Below are 18,299 nucleotides of genomic sequence, written 5' to 3' on the forward strand. Positions count from 1 at the left end.
CCGGCCATTCAACCGCCGCGATCCAGCAGATCGACCACCAGCCGGTCCAGCCAGCCCCACAGCCGCTGACGCAGCCGGCGATACCAGGGACGGGCCTGCCACTGTCGCCGGTCGACCTCATGGCTGACCTGGAAGTCGGCGAGGAAGCATTCGACGGCCTCGGCGATGAAGCGCGGATCGCGCGTTTCGAGATTGGCCTCCAGATTCAGGCGCAGGTTCCAGTGATCGAAATTGCAGGAGCCGACGCTGACCCAGTCGTCGACCAGCACCATCTTCAGGTGCAGGAAGCGCGGCTGGTATTCGAAGATGCGTACGCCGGCCTGCAGCAGGCGGCGATAATAGCGCTGGCCGGCATAGCGCACCGGCGGATGGTCGGTATTGCGTCCGGCCAGCAGCAGGCGCACCTCCACGCCGCGCCGGGCCGCCTTGAGCAGGGCGCGGCGTACCTTCCAGGTCGGCAGGAAATAGGGAGTGGCCAGCCAGATACGCCGGTTCGCGCGGTGCAGACTGCGGATCAGCGATTGCAGGACATCGCGGTGCTGATGCGCCTCGGCATAGGCGAGCCGGCCCGAACCCTCGCGACGCAAAGGACTCGGCGGGATGCGCGGGGGCTTCGGCGGCCGCTGCGAGCGCCAGCGGCCCCACTCGTGGCAGAGCATCCACTGATGATCGAACAGCGTCCGCCAGTCGGCCAGCAGCGGCCCGGCGATTTCCACCATGACCTCATGCCACAGGCCGCTGGTATTTTGCGGGTCCCAGAACTCGTCGGTGGCGCCCGTACCGCCGACATAGCCCAGGCGATCGTCCACCAGTAGCATCTTGCGATGATCGCGATGCAGATTGTGCAAGCCGAAATGCCAGCGCAGAGGATTGAACAACACCAAGGCGACACCCGCCCCGGTCAGGCGGACGCGCAGGGCGGCACCGAAACCGAGCGCCCCGAAGCCATCGAACAGGCAACGCACCTGCACGCCGCGCCGGGCCGCGGCGACCAGCGCATCCACCAGCAGGCCGGCGCAGCGGCCATCCTCGACCAGATACAGTTCGAGATCGACCCGCCATCTGGCCCCGGCGATGGCCTCCAGCATGCGCGGAAAGAAGGCATCGCCATCGACCAGCAGGCTGAAGCGATTGCCGCCCCGCCAGGGAAAGACCGCACCGCTCTGCATCACGGCTCCGGGCCCGAAGGAGAAGCAGAAACGACCGATGCCCCCGTCGGGAAAAAACGCCCCCCGGCCGGCGGCAATCGTATGGACGCCAGATGGATAAAGGGTTGAGCCATGCGACCTCTCGCTTGAAGATCGGCGCAGGACGATAACCGCTCCGGGCCGTAACCGAAAGCTTGCCGACGCGCTCCGGAGCGAGGGCTCAGGGCGCGGACGGCGTCTCCCCCAGCAACCGGCAGCCCTCGCGCGGACCGAGCCAGGCGGCGCTGTGGGTCCGTCCCAGACCGCGGGCGGTCACTGTCCGACTGGCCGGCTCATCGTGCAACAGGTCGATCGGAATGTATTGCCGGATATAGACCTGGCAATAATCCGCCGGGTTGCCGCTCACGTAACGGCAGGAACAGTATTCCTTGGCGCTGTAGGCACCGATGATGTCGGGGAAGGCGGCCAGGTGCGCACGGTTCGGCCAGACCACGGCGACCGCCAGCAGCACGGCCGAGCCCAGCAGCAGGGCATGACGACGACGCATCAGGGAGCCTCTCCGACAACGAAGGCCGCACGGGCCAGTCGCAGGAAGTCGTTGTGCCGATAGCTCGCATCGCGGTCGTCGGCGAAGCGAACGATCACCAACTTCTCCTTCGGCAGCACGTAAAGCGCCTGGCCCCAGTGGCCCAGAGCGGCGAAGGTGTCCTCCGGCACGTCGGGCCAGGGCGGCGGCGCCCCCTCCAACGGCAGGTTCAGCCACCAGTGTCCCCCCGGAACCAGGCTCTCCGCACGGGGCCGGTAGCCGGGTACCGGCGAGCGGTTGAAAGCGACCCAATCCTCCGGCAGCAGGCGATGCTCGCCCCAGCGGCCGTCGCGCAGCATCAGCAGGCCGACCCGGGCCAGGTCGCGGGCGTTCAGGTAGGCATAGGAGGCGCCGACGAAGGTGCCGGTCGCATCCCGCTCCCAGACCGCCGAGCCGATACCAAGCGGCTCGAACAGCACCGCCCAGGGGTAGTCCGCATACTGCTCGGCCGGGAGCATGCCCTTCAGCACCGCCGCGAGCAAGAGACTGTCGCCGCTGGAATAGCTGAAGTGCGTACCGGGTGCGGCACCCGCCTGGTGCTGGGCGACGAAACGGCCCATATCGGCATGGCCGCGAGTGTAGAGCATGGCGATGACCGAGGAGGTCAGCGGCGAGTACTCGTAGTCCTCTTCCCAGGCCAGGCCGGAGGTCCAGTTGAGCAGGTGGCGCATATGCAGGGCGGGATGGGCGGCGAGCGGCGGATAGTAGCGCGCCGCCGGATCGTCGAGCCCGAAGCGTCCCTCTCCGTAGGCGACGCCGAGCAGGCAGGCGAGCAGGCTCTTGCTCACCGACCAGACCAGATGCGGCGTGTCCGCGGTGGTCGGCGCGGCATAGCGCTCATAGACCAGCACACCGTCGCGGATCGCCACCACGGCGTCGCTGCGCACGCCGCTGCGCTCGTCGTCCCGCGGCGGGAAGGCATAGGCCTCGAAGGCCGCGAGCGCCGGCCCCGGAGCGACGGGCCGGCGGGTCCAGTCGGCGCCCGGCCAGTCCTCGGCGACGGCCCGGCCGGCGACGAGCACGGCAGCCGTCAGACCGGCCAGCAGGAAGCGGACGGAAAAAGCAATGGCGGACATGTATCGACCTCGCGACAGGCAGAGCGCGAAGCCTAGCATGGGCCGGATGACGAAATGGACATGCTCCGGACGTGAAGGAACGGCCTATTTCGGCGCTTGGTAATCGCCCGGTCCCGGAAGATCGATACCGTACTCCGGATGCTCGATCCAGCCGAGGCGGGCCTCGATCATCTCCTTGCCGACGGAGGGACGGTCGTGCTGCGGCACTCTCATGTCCCCCCGCATGCCGCGCACCTCGAGCAGAGCACTTTGGCCCTGGTGTGCAGCAGCCACGTGCCCAAGGAGGAGATGCTGTCCGGGGCCTGGTGCGAGGCGAAGATATAGGCCAGTTCCCGCAGCGGGATGCGCTTCGGCGGCTCAGCGGCGTGCGGATCGGGTCGCCGCCCGGGCCGAGCAGCAGGGACTGGCCGTGACGGTGATCGGGAAGCGGCCTTCGCCCCCTGAGCGGATCGTCGAAAAGCAGGCATCGATGGGTGCCGTCGCCGAACGGCACATGGGGCTCGCGTCGCATGGATACCTCGCCGGATACGAAGACCCGCCGGAATACTCCGTCACCCGCGCCCTATCAGTGACACATATCAAGCGCTTTTCTGCCGCCATTTTCGCCATGGCCTGTCACGCAAGGATCACTCAAACGTCACGGACGTGACACCGCCCCCGCCTAGTTTGAGCGTACCCGACCAAGTCGATCCGACCCCACAACGTCAGCAGCCGGACAGGAGCGCGCCGCCTCGCGCGGCTCCTGCCGAAGCGCTTCAGGCGGCTCACGGAGACCCCCTATGACCCACAGTGCCATTACCTCCGAACGCAAGACCCCAGAACGCCACCTGCGTGCCGAGCGCCTGCTCGGCACGCACGCGCTGCGCGAGGCCCAAGCCCTGCGCTTTCGTGTGTTCAGCACGGAATTCGGCGCCAAACTCAAAGGCGCCGAACTGGGACTGGACATGGACGACTACGACCCGCATTGCAGCCACATCGGCGTGCGCGACCTCGCCAGCGGCGAGTTGGTCGCCACCACCCGGCTGCTCGACCACCAGGCCGCCGCCGGTCTCGGCCGCTTCTACAGCGAAGAGGAATTCAGCCTGCACGGCCTGGCCCGCCTGCGGGGGCCGCTGCTGGAGATCGGCCGCACCTGCGTCGCTCCCGGCTATCGCAACGGCGCCACCATCGCCGTGCTCTGGAGCGAACTGGCCGAGGTACTCAACGAGGGCGGCTACCGCTATCTGATGGGCTGCGCCAGCATCCCCATGAAGGACGGCGGCATCCAGGCCCAGGCGGTCATGCAGCGCCTGCGCGAACGCTACCTGTGCACCGAGCAGTTGCGCGCCGAGCCCAAGACCCCGCTGCCGCGCCTGGAACTGCCCGGCAACGTCACCGCCGAGCTGCCGCCGTTGCTCAAGGCCTACATGCGCCTGGGCGCCAAGGTCTGCGGCGAACCTTGCTGGGACCCGGACTTCCAGGTGGCCGACGTGTTCATCCTGCTCAAGCGCGACGAGCTGTGCCCGCGCTATGCCCGCCATTTCAAGGCGGCCGTCTGACTCTTCCCGACGGCTGGAACGCATCCTTTTCCGCGCCCTGTCCGTCGAGGCCCTGCCCTTGCGAGAGCCCATGAAGAAACTCCACTTCCACATACGCCTTTACCGCCTGCTGGTGGTGCTCGCCTTCGGCCTGGTCATGGCCGGCGGGGTCAGCCTGCTGGAGCGCTTCAGGCGCGACGATCTGATGGCCCTGCGCCAGCGACTGACCCGCCGCTTTCTCGTCCAGTTGGCTGCCGCCCTGCCCTTTCGCCTGAGCCTGCACGGCAAGCTGCCGGATCGGCCCATGCTGTGGGTCAGCAACCATGTTTCCTGGACCGATATCCCCCTGCTCGGCGGGCTCGTCCCGTTGTCCTTTCTGTCCAAGGCCGAGGTGCGCAGCTGGCCGCTGGCCGGCTGGCTGGCACACAAGGCCGGTACACTGTTCATCCGCCGCGGCGCGGGCGACAGCGGCCTGGTCCGCAACCAGTTGCTGCGCCACCTGCACAACGGCCACGATCTACTGATCTTCCCCGAGGGCACCACCACCGACGGGCGCAGCTTGCGCGGCTTCCACAGCCGCCTGCTGGCCAGCGCGGTGGAATCGCGGGTGCCGGTACAGCCGGTGGCGATCCGCTATTTGCGCGACGGGGCGACCGATCCGGTCGCCCCCTTCATCGGCGACGACGACCTGCTCTCGCATCTGCTGCGTCTGCTGCGCAGCGAACGCAGCGAAGTGGAAATCCATCTGCTGCCGCCGCTGGACAGCCAGGGCCTCAGCCGCACCGAGCTGGGCCGCCAGGCGCACACGGCGATCGCTCGATGCCTGTTCGGCGACAGAAGCGCCCTGCCGGTCGCCGCCTGAAGGCTCAGGATTCGCGCCCGCGCGTGCGGGCGAAATCCTGCAGTAGCGGATAGAAGGCCTGGAAATCCTCGCTCAGCGGCTCGTAGAGCCGCTCCAACTCGTCCAGGGCGCCATCCAGTCCTTCGGGACGCGACAGACGCCGCTGCATCCCCGCCACCACCCGTTCCAGCACAGCGAAGTCGCGGTAGCTGCCCAGCCAGTCCTGCTGCGCCATGCGCGGCGCCAGCTCGGCCAGCCGGCCCGGCAACCGCGCCTCGCCGGCGAGCAGCGCATAGACCCGCGCGCTGAAGGTCGGCAACGGCTCCTGTACATAATCCGCCCAGGAGCGGGCCAGGCAGTGATCGAAGAACAGATCGAGGAGGATGCCGGCATAACGGCGCCGCGCCCCGGGAAAGCGCGACCGGGCCCGCAGCACCAGGGGATGGCTGTCGGTGAAGGCATCGATGCGCCGGTGCAGGCGGATGGCGGCCTCGATATCCGCCGGCCAGTGCCCCTGCAGGGGCCCTTTGACGAAATCGCCGTAAAGGCTGCCGAGCAGGTCGGCCGGTCGCGGGCCGCCCAGATGGAGATGGGCGAGATAGTTCATGACGACACTTTAGTCCCGATCGCCGAGCGCAACCAAGACAGCCGAACGCCAGCATTGATATATCGCGATACACAGATATAAGCTTCGCCCCAACACGATTCACCCCGACAGGCCCGCTCCATGCTCGACGACTTCGACGAGATCTACAAGGCCCTTGCCCATCCCGTGCGCCGGCAGATCCTGCACTGGCTGAAGGAGCCCGAGCGCAACTTCCCCGATCAGCAGCACTCCCTGGAACTCGGCGTTTGCGCCGGGCAGATCGACCAGCGCGCCGGGCTGTCCCAGTCCACCGTTTCGGCCCACCTGGCGACACTGCAGCGTGCCGGGCTGGTCAGCGTGCGCAAGGTCGGCCAGTGGTGCTTCTTCAAGCGCAACGAAGCGGCCATCCAGGCCTTTCTCGAGCAGTTGCACGACGCGCTGTAAGGCGCGGCCATTCGTTTCCGCCGGCAGTACAGCTCCGGCTGACGGCCTTGTCCCACCGATCGACCCTATAGAGAGACCCCTCAATGAGCACACTCTTCGACCCCATCGAGATCGGCGATCTCCAACTGCCCAACCGTATCGTCATGGCTCCGCTGACCCGCTGCCGCGCCGAGCCCGGCCGCGTGCCCGGCGCGCTGATGGCCGAATACTACGTGCAGCGCGCCAGCGCCGGCCTGATCATCAGCGAAGCCACTTCGGTCTGCCCGACGGGTGTCGGCTACCCCGACACGCCCGGCATCTGGTCGGATGAGCAGGTCGCCGGCTGGAAGAACGTCACCCAGGCGGTGCACGCCGCCGGCGGGCGCATCGTCCTGCAGCTCTGGCACGTGGGCCGGATCTCCGATCCGCTCTATTTGAACGGAGAACTGCCGGTGGCGCCGAGCGCCATCCAGCCCAAGGGTCATGTCAGCCTGGTCCGCCCGCAGAAAGCCTTCGAGACCCCGCGCGCCCTGGAAACCGACGAGATCCCCGGCCTCGTCGAGGCCTACCGCCAGGGTGCCGAGAACGCCAGGAAGGCCGGCTTCGACGGCGTGGAGATCCATGCGGCCAACGGTTACCTGCTCGACCAGTTCCTCCAGGACAGCACCAACCGGCGCACCGACCGCTACGGCGGCAGCCTGGAAAACCGCGCCCGCCTGCTGCTCGAGGTGACCGACGCGGCGATCTCGGTATGGGGCGCCGGCCGGGTCGGCGTGCATCTGGCGCCGCGCGCCGACCTGCACGACATGGGCGACTCCAACCGTGCCGAGACCTTCAGCCACGTAGCCCGCGAACTGGGCAAGCGCGGCATCGCCTTCATCTGCACCCGCGAGAAGGAAGACGCCGACAGCCTGACCCCACAGATCAAGCAAGCCTTCGGCGGCGCGGTGATCGCCAACGAACGTTTCACCAAGGAGCAGGCCGACCGCTGGCTGGCCGAGAGCAAGGCCGACGCCGTGGCCTTCGGCGTCCCCTTCATCGCCAATCCCGATCTGCCGGCGCGCTTGGCGGCCGATGCGCCGCTCAACGAGGCGCATCCGGAAACCTTCTACAGTTCCGGCCCGCAGGGCTACCTGGACTATCCGACCCTGTAGTCCGCCACCGGCGCCCCGGCCTGGCCGGGGCGCTTCGTCTCAGCGTCCGTTCAACTGCTGCTGCAGGCTGCGCATCTGGCTCTGCAGGGCGGTGAAGCTGCGCGTGGTCTGTGCGCGGAAGGCGTCGAACTCGGCGATGTCGGCGACACCGCCACGCGGGCGCGGCCGGTTTTCCAGCTCGCTGCGCAGCACCAGCAGTTCCTGTTCCAGACGGCCGATGGCCTGGGCCGGATCGGTACGCTTCTTCAACGCCGCCACCTCCCCGTCCAGGCCACTCAAGCGTATGGCCAGCCGCTGCTCCTGCCCGGCCTGCTGGTCCTTCAGCGCCGCCACCTCCCCGGCGAGGCCGCCCAATCGTTCGGCCAGCCGCTGCTCCTGCTCGGCCTGCAGCCCCTTCAGTGCCGCCTGCTCGCCGGCGAGTGCCTGCAGCCGCTCGTCGAGCCGGGTCAGCAGTTCCACGGTCACCCCCTGCTGCTTCTGCAGTTCGCCGGCCAGTTGCCCGAGGCGCAGATCCTGCTCCTCCTGGCGGGCCTGCAGCGCCTGCTCGCGCCTTTCCCGCTCGGCCAGGCGTTCCTCCAACTGGCGGATCTGCACTCTGAGGGCTTCGCTGCCGGTGGTCGCGCTGGACTCGGCGGCCACCACCTTGCCGCTGATGTTCTGGATACGCAGCGCCGCATCCTCGCTGATCCGCGCGAAGCTCTCCTGGGTCGCCACCAGTTGCTGCTCCATCAGCGCGAGACGCTGCTGGCTCCACCAGCCGAGCCCGGCCAGGGAGAGACTCAAGGCGCCGATCAGCGCCCATAGGAAGCCATTGCCGGCACGCCGTGCCGGCCGTGTCTCCTCGACCGCCGCATGGCGTACGGCCGGATCGCGAATCTCCGTTCGCAGGCTGGGAATATGCTCCACTTCATCGAAGGAATCGTTGCGCATGGGGAATCTTCGCAAAGGCGCTGCCGACGGGATCTGCAGTATAGCGATTCGGACTTGCGCAGGGGGGTTGCCATCCCCTGCGGAACGAGGCTCTAGCATGGGCTTTTCCACATGCGTGCTGCGTGGATATGTCGCAATCCCGGTGCTATGATCCCTGACCTACGGCGCCTCGCGCCCCGCTCCAAGCAGCACCCGAACCGGCCGCGCCCATGTCGCGTGTCCTACGACCTGATGAAAATGGAGAGTTGAATCATGGCTTTTGAACTGCCGCCGCTGCCGTACGAGAAAAACGCCCTCGAGCCGTACATTTCCACCGAGACCCTGGAATACCACTACGGCAAGCACCACAACACCTATGTGGTGAACCTGAACAACCTGATCCCTGGTACCGAGTTCGAAGGCAAGAGCCTGGAAGACATCGTCAAGACCTCTTCCGGCGGCATCTTCAACAACGCGGCCCAGGTATGGAACCACACCTTCTACTGGAACGGCCTGAAGCCGCAGGGCGGCGGTCAGCCGACCGGCCCCCTGGCCGATGCCATCAACGCGGCCTTCGGTTCCTTCGACAAGTTCAAGGAAGAGTTCACCAAGGTCGCCATCGGCACCTTCGGCTCCGGCTGGGCCTGGCTGGTGAAGAAGGCCGACGGTTCCCTGGCCCTGGCCAGCACCATCGGCGCCGGCAACCCGCTGACTTCCGGCGACACGCCGCTGCTGACCTGCGATGTCTGGGAACACGCCTACTACATCGACTACCGCAACCTGCGTCCGAAGTACGTCGAGGCATTCTGGAACCTGGTGAACTGGGATTTCGTGGCCGCCAACTACGCCGCCTGAGCCCATTCGGGCTGCCGTGGAAAACCCGACTCCGGTCGGGTTTTCTCGTTTTTGGCGGCGAAAAACCATCCCGCACTGCAAAAAAAGCGTTTTTTGACGTCTTCTCCAAGCGTGCCAATACTTGACCGAGGCGGTACTCCACCAGGACACCCATGTGAAGCCGGCTCTGCGCAACAGCCTGTCCCTAAAACTGCTCCGTGTCGTACTGCTCTGCGCCCTTCTGCTCGGACTGCTGTTCAGTTGCGCCCAGATCGCCTTCGAGTTGCAGAAGACCCGCCAGCAGATCGATCTCGAGGCGCAACGGATCCTCGCCATGTTCCGTGCTCCCTCGTCCCAGGCGCTCGACGACCTGGACCGGGACAGGGGCCTGCAGGTCGTCGCAGGCCTGTTGCAGTACGGGGCGGTCACCTCGGCCGGCATAATCCCGACCTCCGGAGCCGCCCTGGCCGAAGGCTCCCGCGAGCCACAGGCCCTCCCTTCCCGAGTCCTGACCGACGTGCTGCTCGGCCGCGAGCGGCGTTTCGGCATTCCCCTGTCCGGCCGGCCACCGGACGGCGAGCTGTACCTCACGCTGGATACCGCCGCCCATGGTCATGACTTCCTGGTTCGCGCACAGCTCATCTTCTTCTCCGGCCTGTTGCATGCCGTCATCCTGGCGATGCTGCTCTACCTGATCTATCAGCGGCTGCTGAGCAATCCCCTGGACAGGATCATCGCCAATCTGGCGCAGATCGATCCGGAATATCCCGGTGCCCGGCAATTGCCGATGCTGGAGGGCAACGAAAAGGACGAGTTGGGCCTGTGGATTCGCACCGCCAACCAGTTGCTCGCCTCCATCGAGCGCAACACGCGCCTGCGCCACGAGGCGGAGCACAGCCTGCAGCGCATGGCCTACTACGACGTCCTTACTGGCCTGCCCAACCGCCAGCATTTATTGCGCCTGCTCGGCCAGATCCTGCTGGATGCGCGGCGCCACAAGCGACGGGTCGCCGTGCTCTGCGTCGGCCTGGACGATTTCAAGTCGATCAACGAGCAGTTCTGTTACCACTTCGGCGACGAACTGCTGCTCGCCCTGGCCGACCGCCTGCGCAGCCACGACACCGCCCCCGGGGCCCTGGCGCGCCTGGGCGGCGACCGTTTCGTGCTGGTCCGCGCCGATATCGACGAGCCCTACATGGCCGCCGAGCTGGCCCAGGGCATTCTCGACGATCTGGTGGTCCCCTTCCGCCAGGAGCAGCAGGACGTCCACCTGCATGCCAGCATCGGCATCACCCTCTACCCCGAGGACGGCCGCTCTCCCGAGAAGCTGTTGCAGAAGGCCGAGCAGACCATGGCCCTGGCCAAGCGCTCGCACGGCCGCTACCAGTTCTACATCGCCAGCGTCGATCGGGAAATGCGCCATCGGCGCGAACTGGAGAAGGATCTGCACGAGGCCCTGGCGCGCGGCGAGCTGCAACTGCTCTACCAGCCGCAACTGAACTACCGGAACCAGCGGGTGGAAGGCGTCGAGGCCCTGCTGCGCTGGCGCCATCCGCGCCACGGCCTGGTGCCGCCGGACCAGTTCGTGCTGCTGGCCGAGCACAGCGGCAGCATCATCCCCATCGGCGAATGGGTTCTCGAACAGGCCTGCCGGCAACTGCGCGAGTGGCACGACCAGGGCTTCTGCGAACTGCACATGGCGGTCAACCTGTCCGCCGTGCAACTGCACCACGACGGCCTGCCGCGTCTGATCGACCGGCTGCTGCGCACCTACCGGCTGCCGGCCGGCAGCCTGGAACTGGAAGTCACCGAAACCAGCCTGATGGAAGACATCCAGGTCGCCGCCCGGCATCTGCGCAGTCTGCGCCGCTGTGGCGCACGGATCGCCATCGACGACTTCGGCACCGGCTACTCCTCGCTGAGCTACCTGAAGAGTCTGCCGCTGGACAAGATCAAGATCGACAAGAGCTTTGTCCTGGACCTGCTCAACGACGACGATCACGACGCCGGCACCATCGTCCGCACCATCATCCAGTTGGCCCGCAGCCTGGGCAAGCAGGTGACCGCCGAAGGCGTGGAAACCGCCGCGCAGGAGGCCTACCTGGTGAGCCAGGACTGCCACGAGGGACAGGGCTACCTGTACAGCAAGCCTCTGCCGCCCATGGAGCTGGCCGCCTTCATCCGGCGGCTGCAGCTTCGCCAGGCCCCCGTCAGTTGACTCCCGCCGGCCACGGCGCAGGCAACCGGCCATCGTCCACTTTTCAAAAATGCAAATCCTTCGCATTATAACCGCGACCGCGCATCGCGCCCGCCGCAAGGACTTTCAGCATGCCCCGCATTTCCCTGGCCTCCGCCAGCCTGCTCGCCATCGCCATCTCGCTCGCCGGTTGCGACGACAACAAGGAACGGACCACCGCCCAGACCGCCACCCCGGCAGCCAACGCTCCCGCCGCCACGCCACTGGCCGACGAAGCGGCCGCCAGGGCGGTGGTGAATCACTATGCCGACCTGGCGCTGGCGGTGTTCGGCGACTCCCTGAGCACGGCCAAGGCCCTGCAGCAGGCGATCGACGCCCTGCTCGCCAAGCCGGCTGCCGATACCCTGCAGGCCGCCCGCGAGGCCTGGATCGCGGCCCGCGTCCCCTACATGCAGAGCGAGGTGTTCCGCTTCGGCAACCCGGTGGTCGACGAATGGGAAGGCCAGCTCAACGCCTGGCCGCTGGACGAGGGGCTGATCGACTATGTCGCCGCCGACTACCAGCACGCCCTCGGCAATCCCGGCGCCACCGCCAACATCATCGCCAACACCGAGATCCAGGTGGGCGAGGAGAAGATCGACGTCACCGAGATCACCGGCGAAGCCCTGGCCAGTCTCAACGAACTGGCCGGCTCGGAAGCCAACGTGGCCACCGGTTACCACGCCATCGAGTTCCTGCTCTGGGGTCAGGACCTGAACGGCACCGCGCCCGGCGCCGGCCAACGCCCGGCCAGCGACTTCCAGGCCGGAGAGGCCTGTACCGGCGGCCATTGCGAGCGCCGCCGCGCCTACCTCGAGGCAGTCACCGACCTGCTGGTCAGCGACCTGCAATACATGGTCGAACAGTGGCAACCCCAGGTGGCCGACAACTACCGCGCCAGCCTGGAAAAGGATCCGGCCGCCAACGGCCTGCGCAAGATGCTTTTCGGCATGGGCAGCCTGTCCCTCGGCGAACTGGCCGGCGAGCGCATGAAGGTGCCGCTGGAAGCCAACTCCACCGAGGATGAACAGGACTGCTTCAGCGACAATACCCACAACGCGCACTTCTACAACGGCAAAGGCATCCGCAATGTCTATCTGGGCGAATACCGCAAGCTCGACGGCAGCCTGCTGAGCGGCCCGAACCTGTCGTCGCTGGTCGCCAAGGCCGACGCCCAGGCCGATGCCACCCTGAAGGCCGATCTCGAGGCCAGCGAGGCCCGGCTGCAGGCGCTGGTCGACAACGCCGCCAAGGATCAGCACTTCGACCAGTTGATCGCCGCCGATAACGCCGCCGGGCAGCAACTGGTGCGCGACGCCATCGCCGCGCTGGTCAAGCAGACCTCCTCCATCGAGCAGGCCGCGGCTCGACTGGGCATCGGCGACCTGAATCCGGACAGTGCCGACCACAGTTTCTGATCCCCGCCGCACCGGGTGCGGAATCCCCCCTCCGCGCCCTTGCCTGGAACCCCGCCAATGCCGTCACCGTTTCACCGCCTCACCCTGCTGCTGGCACTCGGCCTCGGCGCCTGCGACGGCCAGGCACCGGACTTCGGCCGGGCCGAACCCGACGAAGCCCTGTCGGCCGGCAGCGCCACCGTCCGACGCAGCGACCGGGACGCCTTCGCCCAGCCCGCGGCCAACCTGACGGCCTCGCAACGCATGGACTTCGCCGTCGGCAACAGCTTCTTCCGCAAGCCCTGGGTGATCGCCCCGTCCAGCACCACCGCCCGCGACGGCCTCGGCCCGCTGTTCAACACCAATGCCTGCCTGAACTGCCACATCCGCGACGGCCGCGGCCACCCACCGGAGGCGCGGGCGGACAACGCCGTGTCCCTGCTGCTGCGCCTGTCGATCCCGGAAACGCCGGAAACCGCCTCCATCGCCGCACGCCTCGGCGTGGTTCCCGAACCGCTCTACGGCACCCAACTGCAGGACATGGCGGTGCCCGGCGTGATCCCGGAGGCCCGGGTGCGCCTGAGCTACGACACCCACAGCCTGCGTTTCGCCGACGGCTTCGCAGTGGAGCTGCGCCGGCCACGACTGCAGCTAGACCGGTTGGGCTACGGTCCGCTGCATCCCGACACACGCTTTTCCCTGCGCGTCGCCCCACCGATGATCGGCCTCGGCCTGCTGGAGGCGATTCCCGACACAGCCCTTCTCGCCAATGCCGACCCCGACGACGCCGATGGCGACGGCATCTCCGGCCGGCCCAACCGGGTTCGCGACCACGCCACCCTGAACACCGCCCTCGGCCGTTTCGGCTGGAAGGCCGGACAGCCGAATCTCGGCCAGCAGAACGCCGAGGCCTTCCTCAACGATCTGGGACTTTCCAGCCGCCTGCGTCCCGGCAACAACTGCACCCCGGCGCAGAGCGCCTGCCTGGCCGCTGCCGATGGCGGGACGCCGGAGGTCGACGACCACCTGCTCGCCCGCGTGCTGTTCTACACCCGCCACCTCGGCGTACCGGCCCGGCGCGCCGTGGACGACCCGCAGGTGCTGGCCGGCAAGGCGCTGTTCCATGGCGCCGGCTGCGCGCGGTGCCACACCCCGACCTTCGTCACCGCCGCGGACGCCGCCGAAGCGACGCTGGCCAGCCAGAAGATCCACCCCTACAGCGACCTTCTGCTGCATGACATGGGCGACGGTCTGGCCGACAATCGTGCGGAATTCCAGGCCAGCGGTCGCGAATGGCGGACTCCGCCGCTATGGGGGCTCGGTTTGACGCGACGGGTGAGCGGCCACACCCAGCTCCTCCACGACGGCCGGGCACGCAATCCGCTGGAAGCGATTCTCTGGCACGGCGGCGAGGCGCAAGCGGCGCGGGATCGGGTCCTGGCCTTCGACGCAGGCCAGCGTGCGGCACTCCTGGCCTTTCTGAACTCCCTCTGAAAAAGGAACCGAAGCATGTTCCGCAGTACTCCTCTCCTCCTCGCCCTGACCGGCCTTCTGCTCGGGGCCTGCACGCCCAAGGAGCCCGCTCAGCAGACCAGCATCGCCCTGAGCGACGGCGTACTGCTGCCGGCCTACAGCGGCTGGGCCGAAGCCGACCGCCAACTGGCGGCCAGCGCCCTCTCCTTCTGCGCCGGCAACGAGGACCTGCAGCAGGCACGGCAGATCTTCCTGACCGCCCAGAACAGTTGGGCAGCCCTGCAACCCCTGCTGTTCGGGCCGCTGGCCGAGGGCAACCTGGCCTGGCAGGTACAATTCTGGCCGGACAAGAAAAACCTGGTCGCCCGCCAGGTCGAAAACCTGCTGCAGCAGAAACCGCAACTGACCCAGGCCGACCTGGAGCAGGCCAGCGTGGTGGTCAAGGGCCTCAGCGCCTACGAATACCTGCTGTTCGACAACGGCCTGGACCTCACCGACGCCACTCAGCGCCAGCGCTACTGCCCGCTGCTGACCGCCATCGGCAAACACCAGCAGACCCTCTCCGCGGAAATCCTCCAGCAGTGGCAGGGCGACGCCGGCATGGCCGTGCACCTGAAACGCTTTCCCAACAGCCGCTACGCCGACGCCAAGGAAGCCATCGGCGAGATCCTGCGCGCAGAGGTCACCGCCCTCGATGTCCTGAAGAAGAAGCTCGGCACACCGCTCGGCCGGCAGAGCAAGGGCGTGCCGCAACCGTTGCAGGCCGAGTCCTGGCGCAGCCAGTCCACGCTTTCGAACCTCGCCGCCAGCCTGGCGACGGCCGAGCGCCTGTGGCTCGGCGTCAAGCAGGACGGCATCCGCAACCTGCTCGACGAGGACCAGGCGGAACTCGCCCAGCGCCTCGACCGGGCTTTCGGCGACAGCCGCGGGCGGCTCGCCGCCCTGCAGCGTCCGTTCGACGAACTGCTCGCCGACAAGGCCGGACGCGACCAGTTGAACGCCCTCTACGACAGCTTCGACCGCCTGCACCGTCTGCACGAGCGCGAGCTGGCCAAGGCGCTCGACATCCAGCTCGGCTTCAATGCCCACGACGGCGACTGAGGACGGCGATGAAACGACGCAACCTGCTGGCCGGCGGCGGCGCCCTGCTCGCCGCCGCCACCCTGGGCGGCTGGAGACTGATGTCCGGCGACCGCCAGCCGCTGCTGCTCTCCGCCCGCGACGACGCCGAAGGCCATCACCATGCGGCCGGCTACCGGCTCGACGGTAGCCGGGTCTTCGCCACCCGGGTGAACGAGCGCTGCCACGACGTGGTACCGCACCCGCGCCTGCCGCTGGCGCTGTTCGTCGGCCGGCGGCCGAGCCGCGAGAGCTACCTCGTCGACACCCGCGACGGCCGCCTGCTGCAGACACTGGCGAGCCCCGCCGAGCGGCATTTCTACGGACACGGCGTGTTCCACGCCGGTGGCGAGTGGTTCTACAGCACCGAGAACGATACCCGCGACCCCGGCCGCGGGGTTATCGGCGTCTATCGCCTGCGCGAGGAACGCCTGCAGCGCGTGGCCGAGCACGCCAGCCATGGCATAGGTCCGCACCAGCTACTGTGGATGCCCGACGGCGAAACGCTGGTGGTGGCCAACGGCGGCATTCGCACCGAGGCCGACAGCCGCGAGAAGATGAACCTCGAAGCCATGGAGCCGAGCCTGGTGCTGCTGCGCCGCGACGGCGTCCTGCTCGGCAAGGAACGGTTGTCCGAGCCGATGAACAGCGTGCGCCATCTGGCCGTGGCCGGCGACGGTACCGTGGTTTCGGGCCAGCAATACGAAGGCGACCCGCAGGATGCCGTGCCGCTACTGGCGATCAAGCGTCCCGGCCAGCCCTTCCAGGCCTTTCCCGTCGGCGAGGCCCAGCGCCTGGCAATGAACCAGTACACCGCCAGCGTGGCGATCCACGACGGCCTGCGCCTGGTGGCCGTGACCGCACCACGGGGCAACCGGGTATTCATCTGGGAGCTGGACAGCGCCGAGCTGCGCCTTGATACGCCGCTGGCCGACTGCGCCGGCGTCGCCGCGGTCGCCGAAGGTTTCGTCGTCAGTTCCGGACAGAGCCGCTGCCGGCTGTTCGACTGCCGCGCCTCCCGGATCGAAACCCGCCACCTGGAACTGCCGGCCGGCCTCTGGGACAACCATCTGCGAATGGCCTGAACCCACCGGCCGGCACACTGGCCGTCCGATGCCGACGACCTCGCCTTGATCGGTCGCCCGCGGGCTCTTAAGCTGACAGAGCCCGGGCCGGGCAATCACAACCTTCAAGGATTGAAGCGAGTCGTATCCGGTTCTTCCCGAAGGTCGGCCGGATGCTCCAGCTTCTTGGAAAGGAATCCAAGCGATGCGCCATCCGCTGCGGCCTCTGTTCGCCCTGTGCACGTGCCTGCCTGTCTGTAGCGTCCTCGCGGCCATACTTCCCGATGCGGGCCGCCTGATCCAGGACATAGAATCCACGCCACTGTCCATCCCCACGCCCCAGCGCCTCGACCTGACCCTGCCGGAAAGCGGCAACGAGCAGGTGACCGCCGGCGGCCCGAAACTGTCGGTCAAGGCATTTCGCCTCAGCGGCAACCAGGCCATTCCGAGCAGCGAACTCCTGCCCCTGCTCGATGACCTGAAAGGCCGCGACCTCGGTCTTGCCGAGTTGCAACAGGCCGCCTGGCGTCTCTCCAACCACTATCGCCAGCGCGGCTATCCGCTCGCCCGCGCCTACCTGCCACCCCAGGAGATCGACCGGGGCATCGTCGAGATCGCCCTGCTCGAAGGCCGTTACGGCCAGATCCGCCTGCAGAACGGCTCGCACGTCGGCAACCGTGTCCTCGCGAGGCCGCTCTCTCTCCTGGAAAGCGGGGCCGCGGTCGAGGGCAAGGCGCTCGAGCGCAGCCTGCTGCTATTGCAGGACACCCCCGGCGTCGAGGTCAGGTCCACCCTGCGTCCCGGCGCCAGCGTCGGCACCACCGACCTGATCGTCGAGACCCGCCCGGCCCCGCTGCTGAGCGGCTCCCTCGATGCGGACAACCATGGCAATCGCTTCATGGGCCAGAATCGCCTGGGCCTCACTCTCAACCTGAACAGTCCGCTGGGTCTGGGCGACCTGCTGACCCTGCGCGGCATGCGCTCCGACGAAGGCCAGAATTACCGGCGCATCGTCTATCAGCTACCGCTCGGTCCGGCCGGCACCCAGCTCGGTGTGGCCTACTCCGACATGGACTACGAACTGTCCAAGGACTTCGACGAACTGGACGCTCACGGCAATGCCCGCATCGTCACGGCCTTCGTGCTGCAGCCGCTGATCCGCAGCCGCGCCTTCAACCTCTACGGCCACCTGCAGTTCGAGGACAAATTCCTCGAAGACGATATCGATCTGTTCTCCAGCCGCAGCGACAAGCGCCTGCGCAACTGGAGCGCGACCCTCAGCGGCAACGCCCAGGACAGCCTGGGTGGTGTCACCGGTTTCGCCCTGACCTACACCCACGGCGATCTGAACATCGACAGCGGCGACGTGGAGCGGCTGGATGCGGCCACCGCCCGCACCCAGGGCAGCTTCAACAAGTGGAACCCGGCCATCCTGCGCCTGCAACGCCTGACCGAACGCCTCAGCCTCTACATCCACCTGCAGGCCCAGCTCAGCGACGGCAACCTCGACTCCGCGGAAAAATTCTGGCTCGGCGGCCCCTACGGCGTGCGCGCCTATCCGCAGGGCGAAGCCACCGGCGACCAGGGCTGGCTGGCCAACATCGAGCTGCGCTACGCCCTGACCCCGGCCTGGCAGTTCTCCACCTTCATCGACCACGGCGAGGTGCATCTGAACGAGGACACCTGGGACGCCGGCGACAACCACCGCAGGCTTTCCGGCGCCGGGGTCGGCGTCGGTTGGAACGACCATGGCTGGCGGATCAGCGTCGTCTCCGCCTGGAAACTCGGCAGCGAGCGTACCGAGAGCGATGTCAATCGCACGCCACGCCTCTGGGCTCAACTGGTCCGCTATTTTTAAAGCGAGCGCGCCTCATCACCGAGCAGGCAGTACGGCCCTGGCGCATCGATCATGTCCACAGTCGTACGCACGCCCATC

17 protein-coding genes are annotated in these 18,299 nt (G+C 67.5%); 11 read left to right on the forward strand and 6 right to left on the reverse strand.

Translation table 11 applies throughout. The annotated features are described in order from the left end of the window. Positions 1–8: 8 nt before the first annotated feature. The 4 genes from AVCA_RS17155 to AVCA_RS27295 all read right to left on the reverse strand — a co-directional run bounded on the left by AVCA_RS17155 (position 9) and on the right by AVCA_RS27295 (position 3,023). The gene (locus AVCA_RS17155; protein ID WP_012702290.1) at positions 9–1,169 is read right to left on the reverse strand and encodes a phospholipase D-like domain-containing protein; all 1,161 of its coding nucleotides are present in this window, start codon (positions 1,167–1,169) and stop codon (positions 9–11) included. Between the two features lie 199 nt (positions 1,170–1,368). Beyond that, positions 1,369–1,695, reverse strand: a complete 327-nt coding sequence (locus AVCA_RS17160; protein ID WP_012702291.1) for a hypothetical protein — start codon at positions 1,693–1,695, stop codon at positions 1,369–1,371. Beyond that, positions 1,695–2,810, reverse strand: a complete 1,116-nt coding sequence (locus tag AVCA_RS17165; RefSeq protein WP_012702292.1) for a serine hydrolase domain-containing protein — start codon at positions 2,808–2,810, stop codon at positions 1,695–1,697. The genes AVCA_RS17160 and AVCA_RS17165 overlap by 1 nt, the downstream gene beginning before the upstream one ends. An 84-nt stretch (positions 2,811–2,894) precedes the next feature. After that, positions 2,895–3,023 carry a hypothetical protein gene (locus AVCA_RS27295; RefSeq protein WP_373860948.1) on the reverse strand — a complete coding sequence of 43 codons (129 nt, stop codon included), beginning with the start codon at positions 3,021–3,023 and terminating at the stop codon, positions 2,895–2,897. 566 nt (positions 3,024–3,589) lie between these two features. On the opposite strand from AVCA_RS27295, the gene olsB reads away from it, so the two are divergent. Beyond that, the gene (olsB, locus tag AVCA_RS17175) at positions 3,590–4,348 is read left to right on the forward strand and encodes an L-ornithine N(alpha)-acyltransferase (RefSeq protein WP_012702295.1); all 759 of its coding nucleotides are present in this window, start codon (positions 3,590–3,592) and stop codon (positions 4,346–4,348) included. 70 nt (positions 4,349–4,418) lie between these two features. Next, positions 4,419–5,189, forward strand: a complete 771-nt coding sequence (locus tag AVCA_RS17180; protein ID WP_012702296.1) for a lysophospholipid acyltransferase family protein — start codon at positions 4,419–4,421, stop codon at positions 5,187–5,189. Between the two features lie 4 nt (positions 5,190–5,193). On the opposite strand, the gene AVCA_RS17185 is transcribed toward AVCA_RS17180, so the two are convergent. Further along, complete coding sequence (locus AVCA_RS17185; protein WP_012702297.1) at positions 5,194–5,775, reverse strand: acyl carrier protein phosphodiesterase; 582 nt, start codon at positions 5,773–5,775, stop codon at positions 5,194–5,196. 120 nt (positions 5,776–5,895) lie between these two features. Between AVCA_RS17185 and AVCA_RS17190 the strand changes: the two genes are divergently transcribed. Both AVCA_RS17190 and AVCA_RS17195 read left to right on the forward strand, forming a co-directional pair. Further along, on the forward strand, positions 5,896–6,198 hold the full coding sequence (locus AVCA_RS17190; protein WP_012702298.1) for an ArsR/SmtB family transcription factor: 303 nt from the start codon (positions 5,896–5,898) through the stop codon (positions 6,196–6,198). Between the two features lie 83 nt (positions 6,199–6,281). After that, a complete protein-coding gene (locus tag AVCA_RS17195) occupies positions 6,282–7,331 on the forward strand; it encodes an alkene reductase (RefSeq protein ID WP_012702299.1) in 1,050 nt (349 codons plus the stop codon). A 39-nt stretch (positions 7,332–7,370) separates the two neighbouring features. Here the strand turns inward: AVCA_RS17195 and AVCA_RS17200 are convergent, their stop codons facing one another. Beyond that, positions 7,371–8,261 (reverse strand): coiled-coil domain-containing protein, encoded by an 891-nt coding sequence (locus AVCA_RS17200; RefSeq protein ID WP_012702300.1) that lies wholly within the window; start codon positions 8,259–8,261, stop codon positions 7,371–7,373. Positions 8,262–8,513: 252 nt separating this feature from the next. Here AVCA_RS17200 and AVCA_RS17205 point away from each other — a divergent pair, with 252 nt between their 5' ends. The 7 genes from AVCA_RS17205 to AVCA_RS17235 all read left to right on the forward strand — a co-directional run bounded on the left by AVCA_RS17205 (position 8,514) and on the right by AVCA_RS17235 (position 18,221). Beyond that, positions 8,514–9,095, forward strand: coding sequence for a superoxide dismutase (locus AVCA_RS17205; protein WP_012702301.1), 582 nt, complete (start codon positions 8,514–8,516; stop codon positions 9,093–9,095). Positions 9,096–9,249: 154 nt separating this feature from the next. Next, complete coding sequence (locus AVCA_RS17210) at positions 9,250–11,292, forward strand: putative bifunctional diguanylate cyclase/phosphodiesterase (RefSeq protein ID WP_041807364.1); 2,043 nt, start codon at positions 9,250–9,252, stop codon at positions 11,290–11,292. A gap of 110 nt (positions 11,293–11,402) precedes the next feature. Beyond that, entirely contained in the window at positions 11,403–12,728 is a 1,326-nt protein-coding gene (locus AVCA_RS17215) for an imelysin family protein (protein ID WP_012702303.1), read from the forward strand. Between the two features lie 57 nt (positions 12,729–12,785). Then, the gene (locus AVCA_RS17220) at positions 12,786–14,201 is read left to right on the forward strand and encodes a di-heme oxidoreductase family protein (RefSeq protein ID WP_012702304.1); all 1,416 of its coding nucleotides are present in this window, start codon (positions 12,786–12,788) and stop codon (positions 14,199–14,201) included. A 15-nt stretch (positions 14,202–14,216) separates the two neighbouring features. Continuing rightward, positions 14,217–15,281, forward strand: coding sequence for an imelysin family protein (locus AVCA_RS17225; RefSeq protein ID WP_012702305.1), 1,065 nt, complete (start codon positions 14,217–14,219; stop codon positions 15,279–15,281). An 8-nt stretch (positions 15,282–15,289) separates the two neighbouring features. Further along, entirely contained in the window at positions 15,290–16,384 is a 1,095-nt protein-coding gene (locus AVCA_RS17230) for a DUF1513 domain-containing protein (RefSeq protein WP_012702306.1), read from the forward strand. A 184-nt stretch (positions 16,385–16,568) separates the two neighbouring features. Further along, positions 16,569–18,221, forward strand: coding sequence for a ShlB/FhaC/HecB family hemolysin secretion/activation protein (locus tag AVCA_RS17235; RefSeq protein WP_012702307.1), 1,653 nt, complete (start codon positions 16,569–16,571; stop codon positions 18,219–18,221). Positions 18,222–18,299 lie beyond the last annotated feature (78 nt).

Origin of the sequence: Azotobacter vinelandii CA, from assembly GCF_000380335.1 — a bacterium.
Classification (GTDB): domain Bacteria; phylum Pseudomonadota; class Gammaproteobacteria; order Pseudomonadales; family Pseudomonadaceae; genus Azotobacter; species Azotobacter vinelandii.

Excerpts from the sequence above, each read along its gene's own strand:
- AVCA_RS17220 (WP_012702304.1), top strand. The coding sequence starts at position 12,786 with ATGCCGTCACCGTTTCACCGCCTCACCCTGCTGCTGGCACTCGGCCTC.
- AVCA_RS17195 (WP_012702299.1), top strand. The coding sequence starts at position 6,282 with ATGAGCACACTCTTCGACCCCATCGAGATCGGCGATCTCCAACTGCCC.
- AVCA_RS17230 (WP_012702306.1), top strand. The coding sequence starts at position 15,290 with ATGAAACGACGCAACCTGCTGGCCGGCGGCGGCGCCCTGCTCGCCGCC.
- AVCA_RS17185 (WP_012702297.1), bottom strand. The coding sequence starts at position 5,775 with ATGAACTATCTCGCCCATCTCCATCTGGGCGGCCCGCGACCGGCCGAC.
- AVCA_RS17235 (WP_012702307.1), top strand. The coding sequence starts at position 16,569 with ATGCGCCATCCGCTGCGGCCTCTGTTCGCCCTGTGCACGTGCCTGCCT.
- AVCA_RS17200 (WP_012702300.1), bottom strand. The coding sequence starts at position 8,261 with ATGCGCAACGATTCCTTCGATGAAGTGGAGCATATTCCCAGCCTGCGA.
- AVCA_RS17165 (WP_012702292.1), bottom strand. The coding sequence starts at position 2,810 with ATGTCCGCCATTGCTTTTTCCGTCCGCTTCCTGCTGGCCGGTCTGACG.
- AVCA_RS17190 (WP_012702298.1), top strand. The coding sequence starts at position 5,896 with ATGCTCGACGACTTCGACGAGATCTACAAGGCCCTTGCCCATCCCGTG.
- AVCA_RS27295 (WP_373860948.1), bottom strand. The coding sequence starts at position 3,023 with ATGAGAGTGCCGCAGCACGACCGTCCCTCCGTCGGCAAGGAGATGATC.
- olsB (WP_012702295.1), top strand. The coding sequence starts at position 3,590 with ATGACCCACAGTGCCATTACCTCCGAACGCAAGACCCCAGAACGCCAC.
- AVCA_RS17205 (WP_012702301.1), top strand. The coding sequence starts at position 8,514 with ATGGCTTTTGAACTGCCGCCGCTGCCGTACGAGAAAAACGCCCTCGAG.
- AVCA_RS17215 (WP_012702303.1), top strand. The coding sequence starts at position 11,403 with ATGCCCCGCATTTCCCTGGCCTCCGCCAGCCTGCTCGCCATCGCCATC.
- AVCA_RS17180 (WP_012702296.1), top strand. The coding sequence starts at position 4,419 with ATGAAGAAACTCCACTTCCACATACGCCTTTACCGCCTGCTGGTGGTG.
- AVCA_RS17225 (WP_012702305.1), top strand. The coding sequence starts at position 14,217 with ATGTTCCGCAGTACTCCTCTCCTCCTCGCCCTGACCGGCCTTCTGCTC.
- AVCA_RS17155 (WP_012702290.1), bottom strand. The coding sequence starts at position 1,169 with ATGCAGAGCGGTGCGGTCTTTCCCTGGCGGGGCGGCAATCGCTTCAGC.
- AVCA_RS17160 (WP_012702291.1), bottom strand. The coding sequence starts at position 1,695 with ATGCGTCGTCGTCATGCCCTGCTGCTGGGCTCGGCCGTGCTGCTGGCG.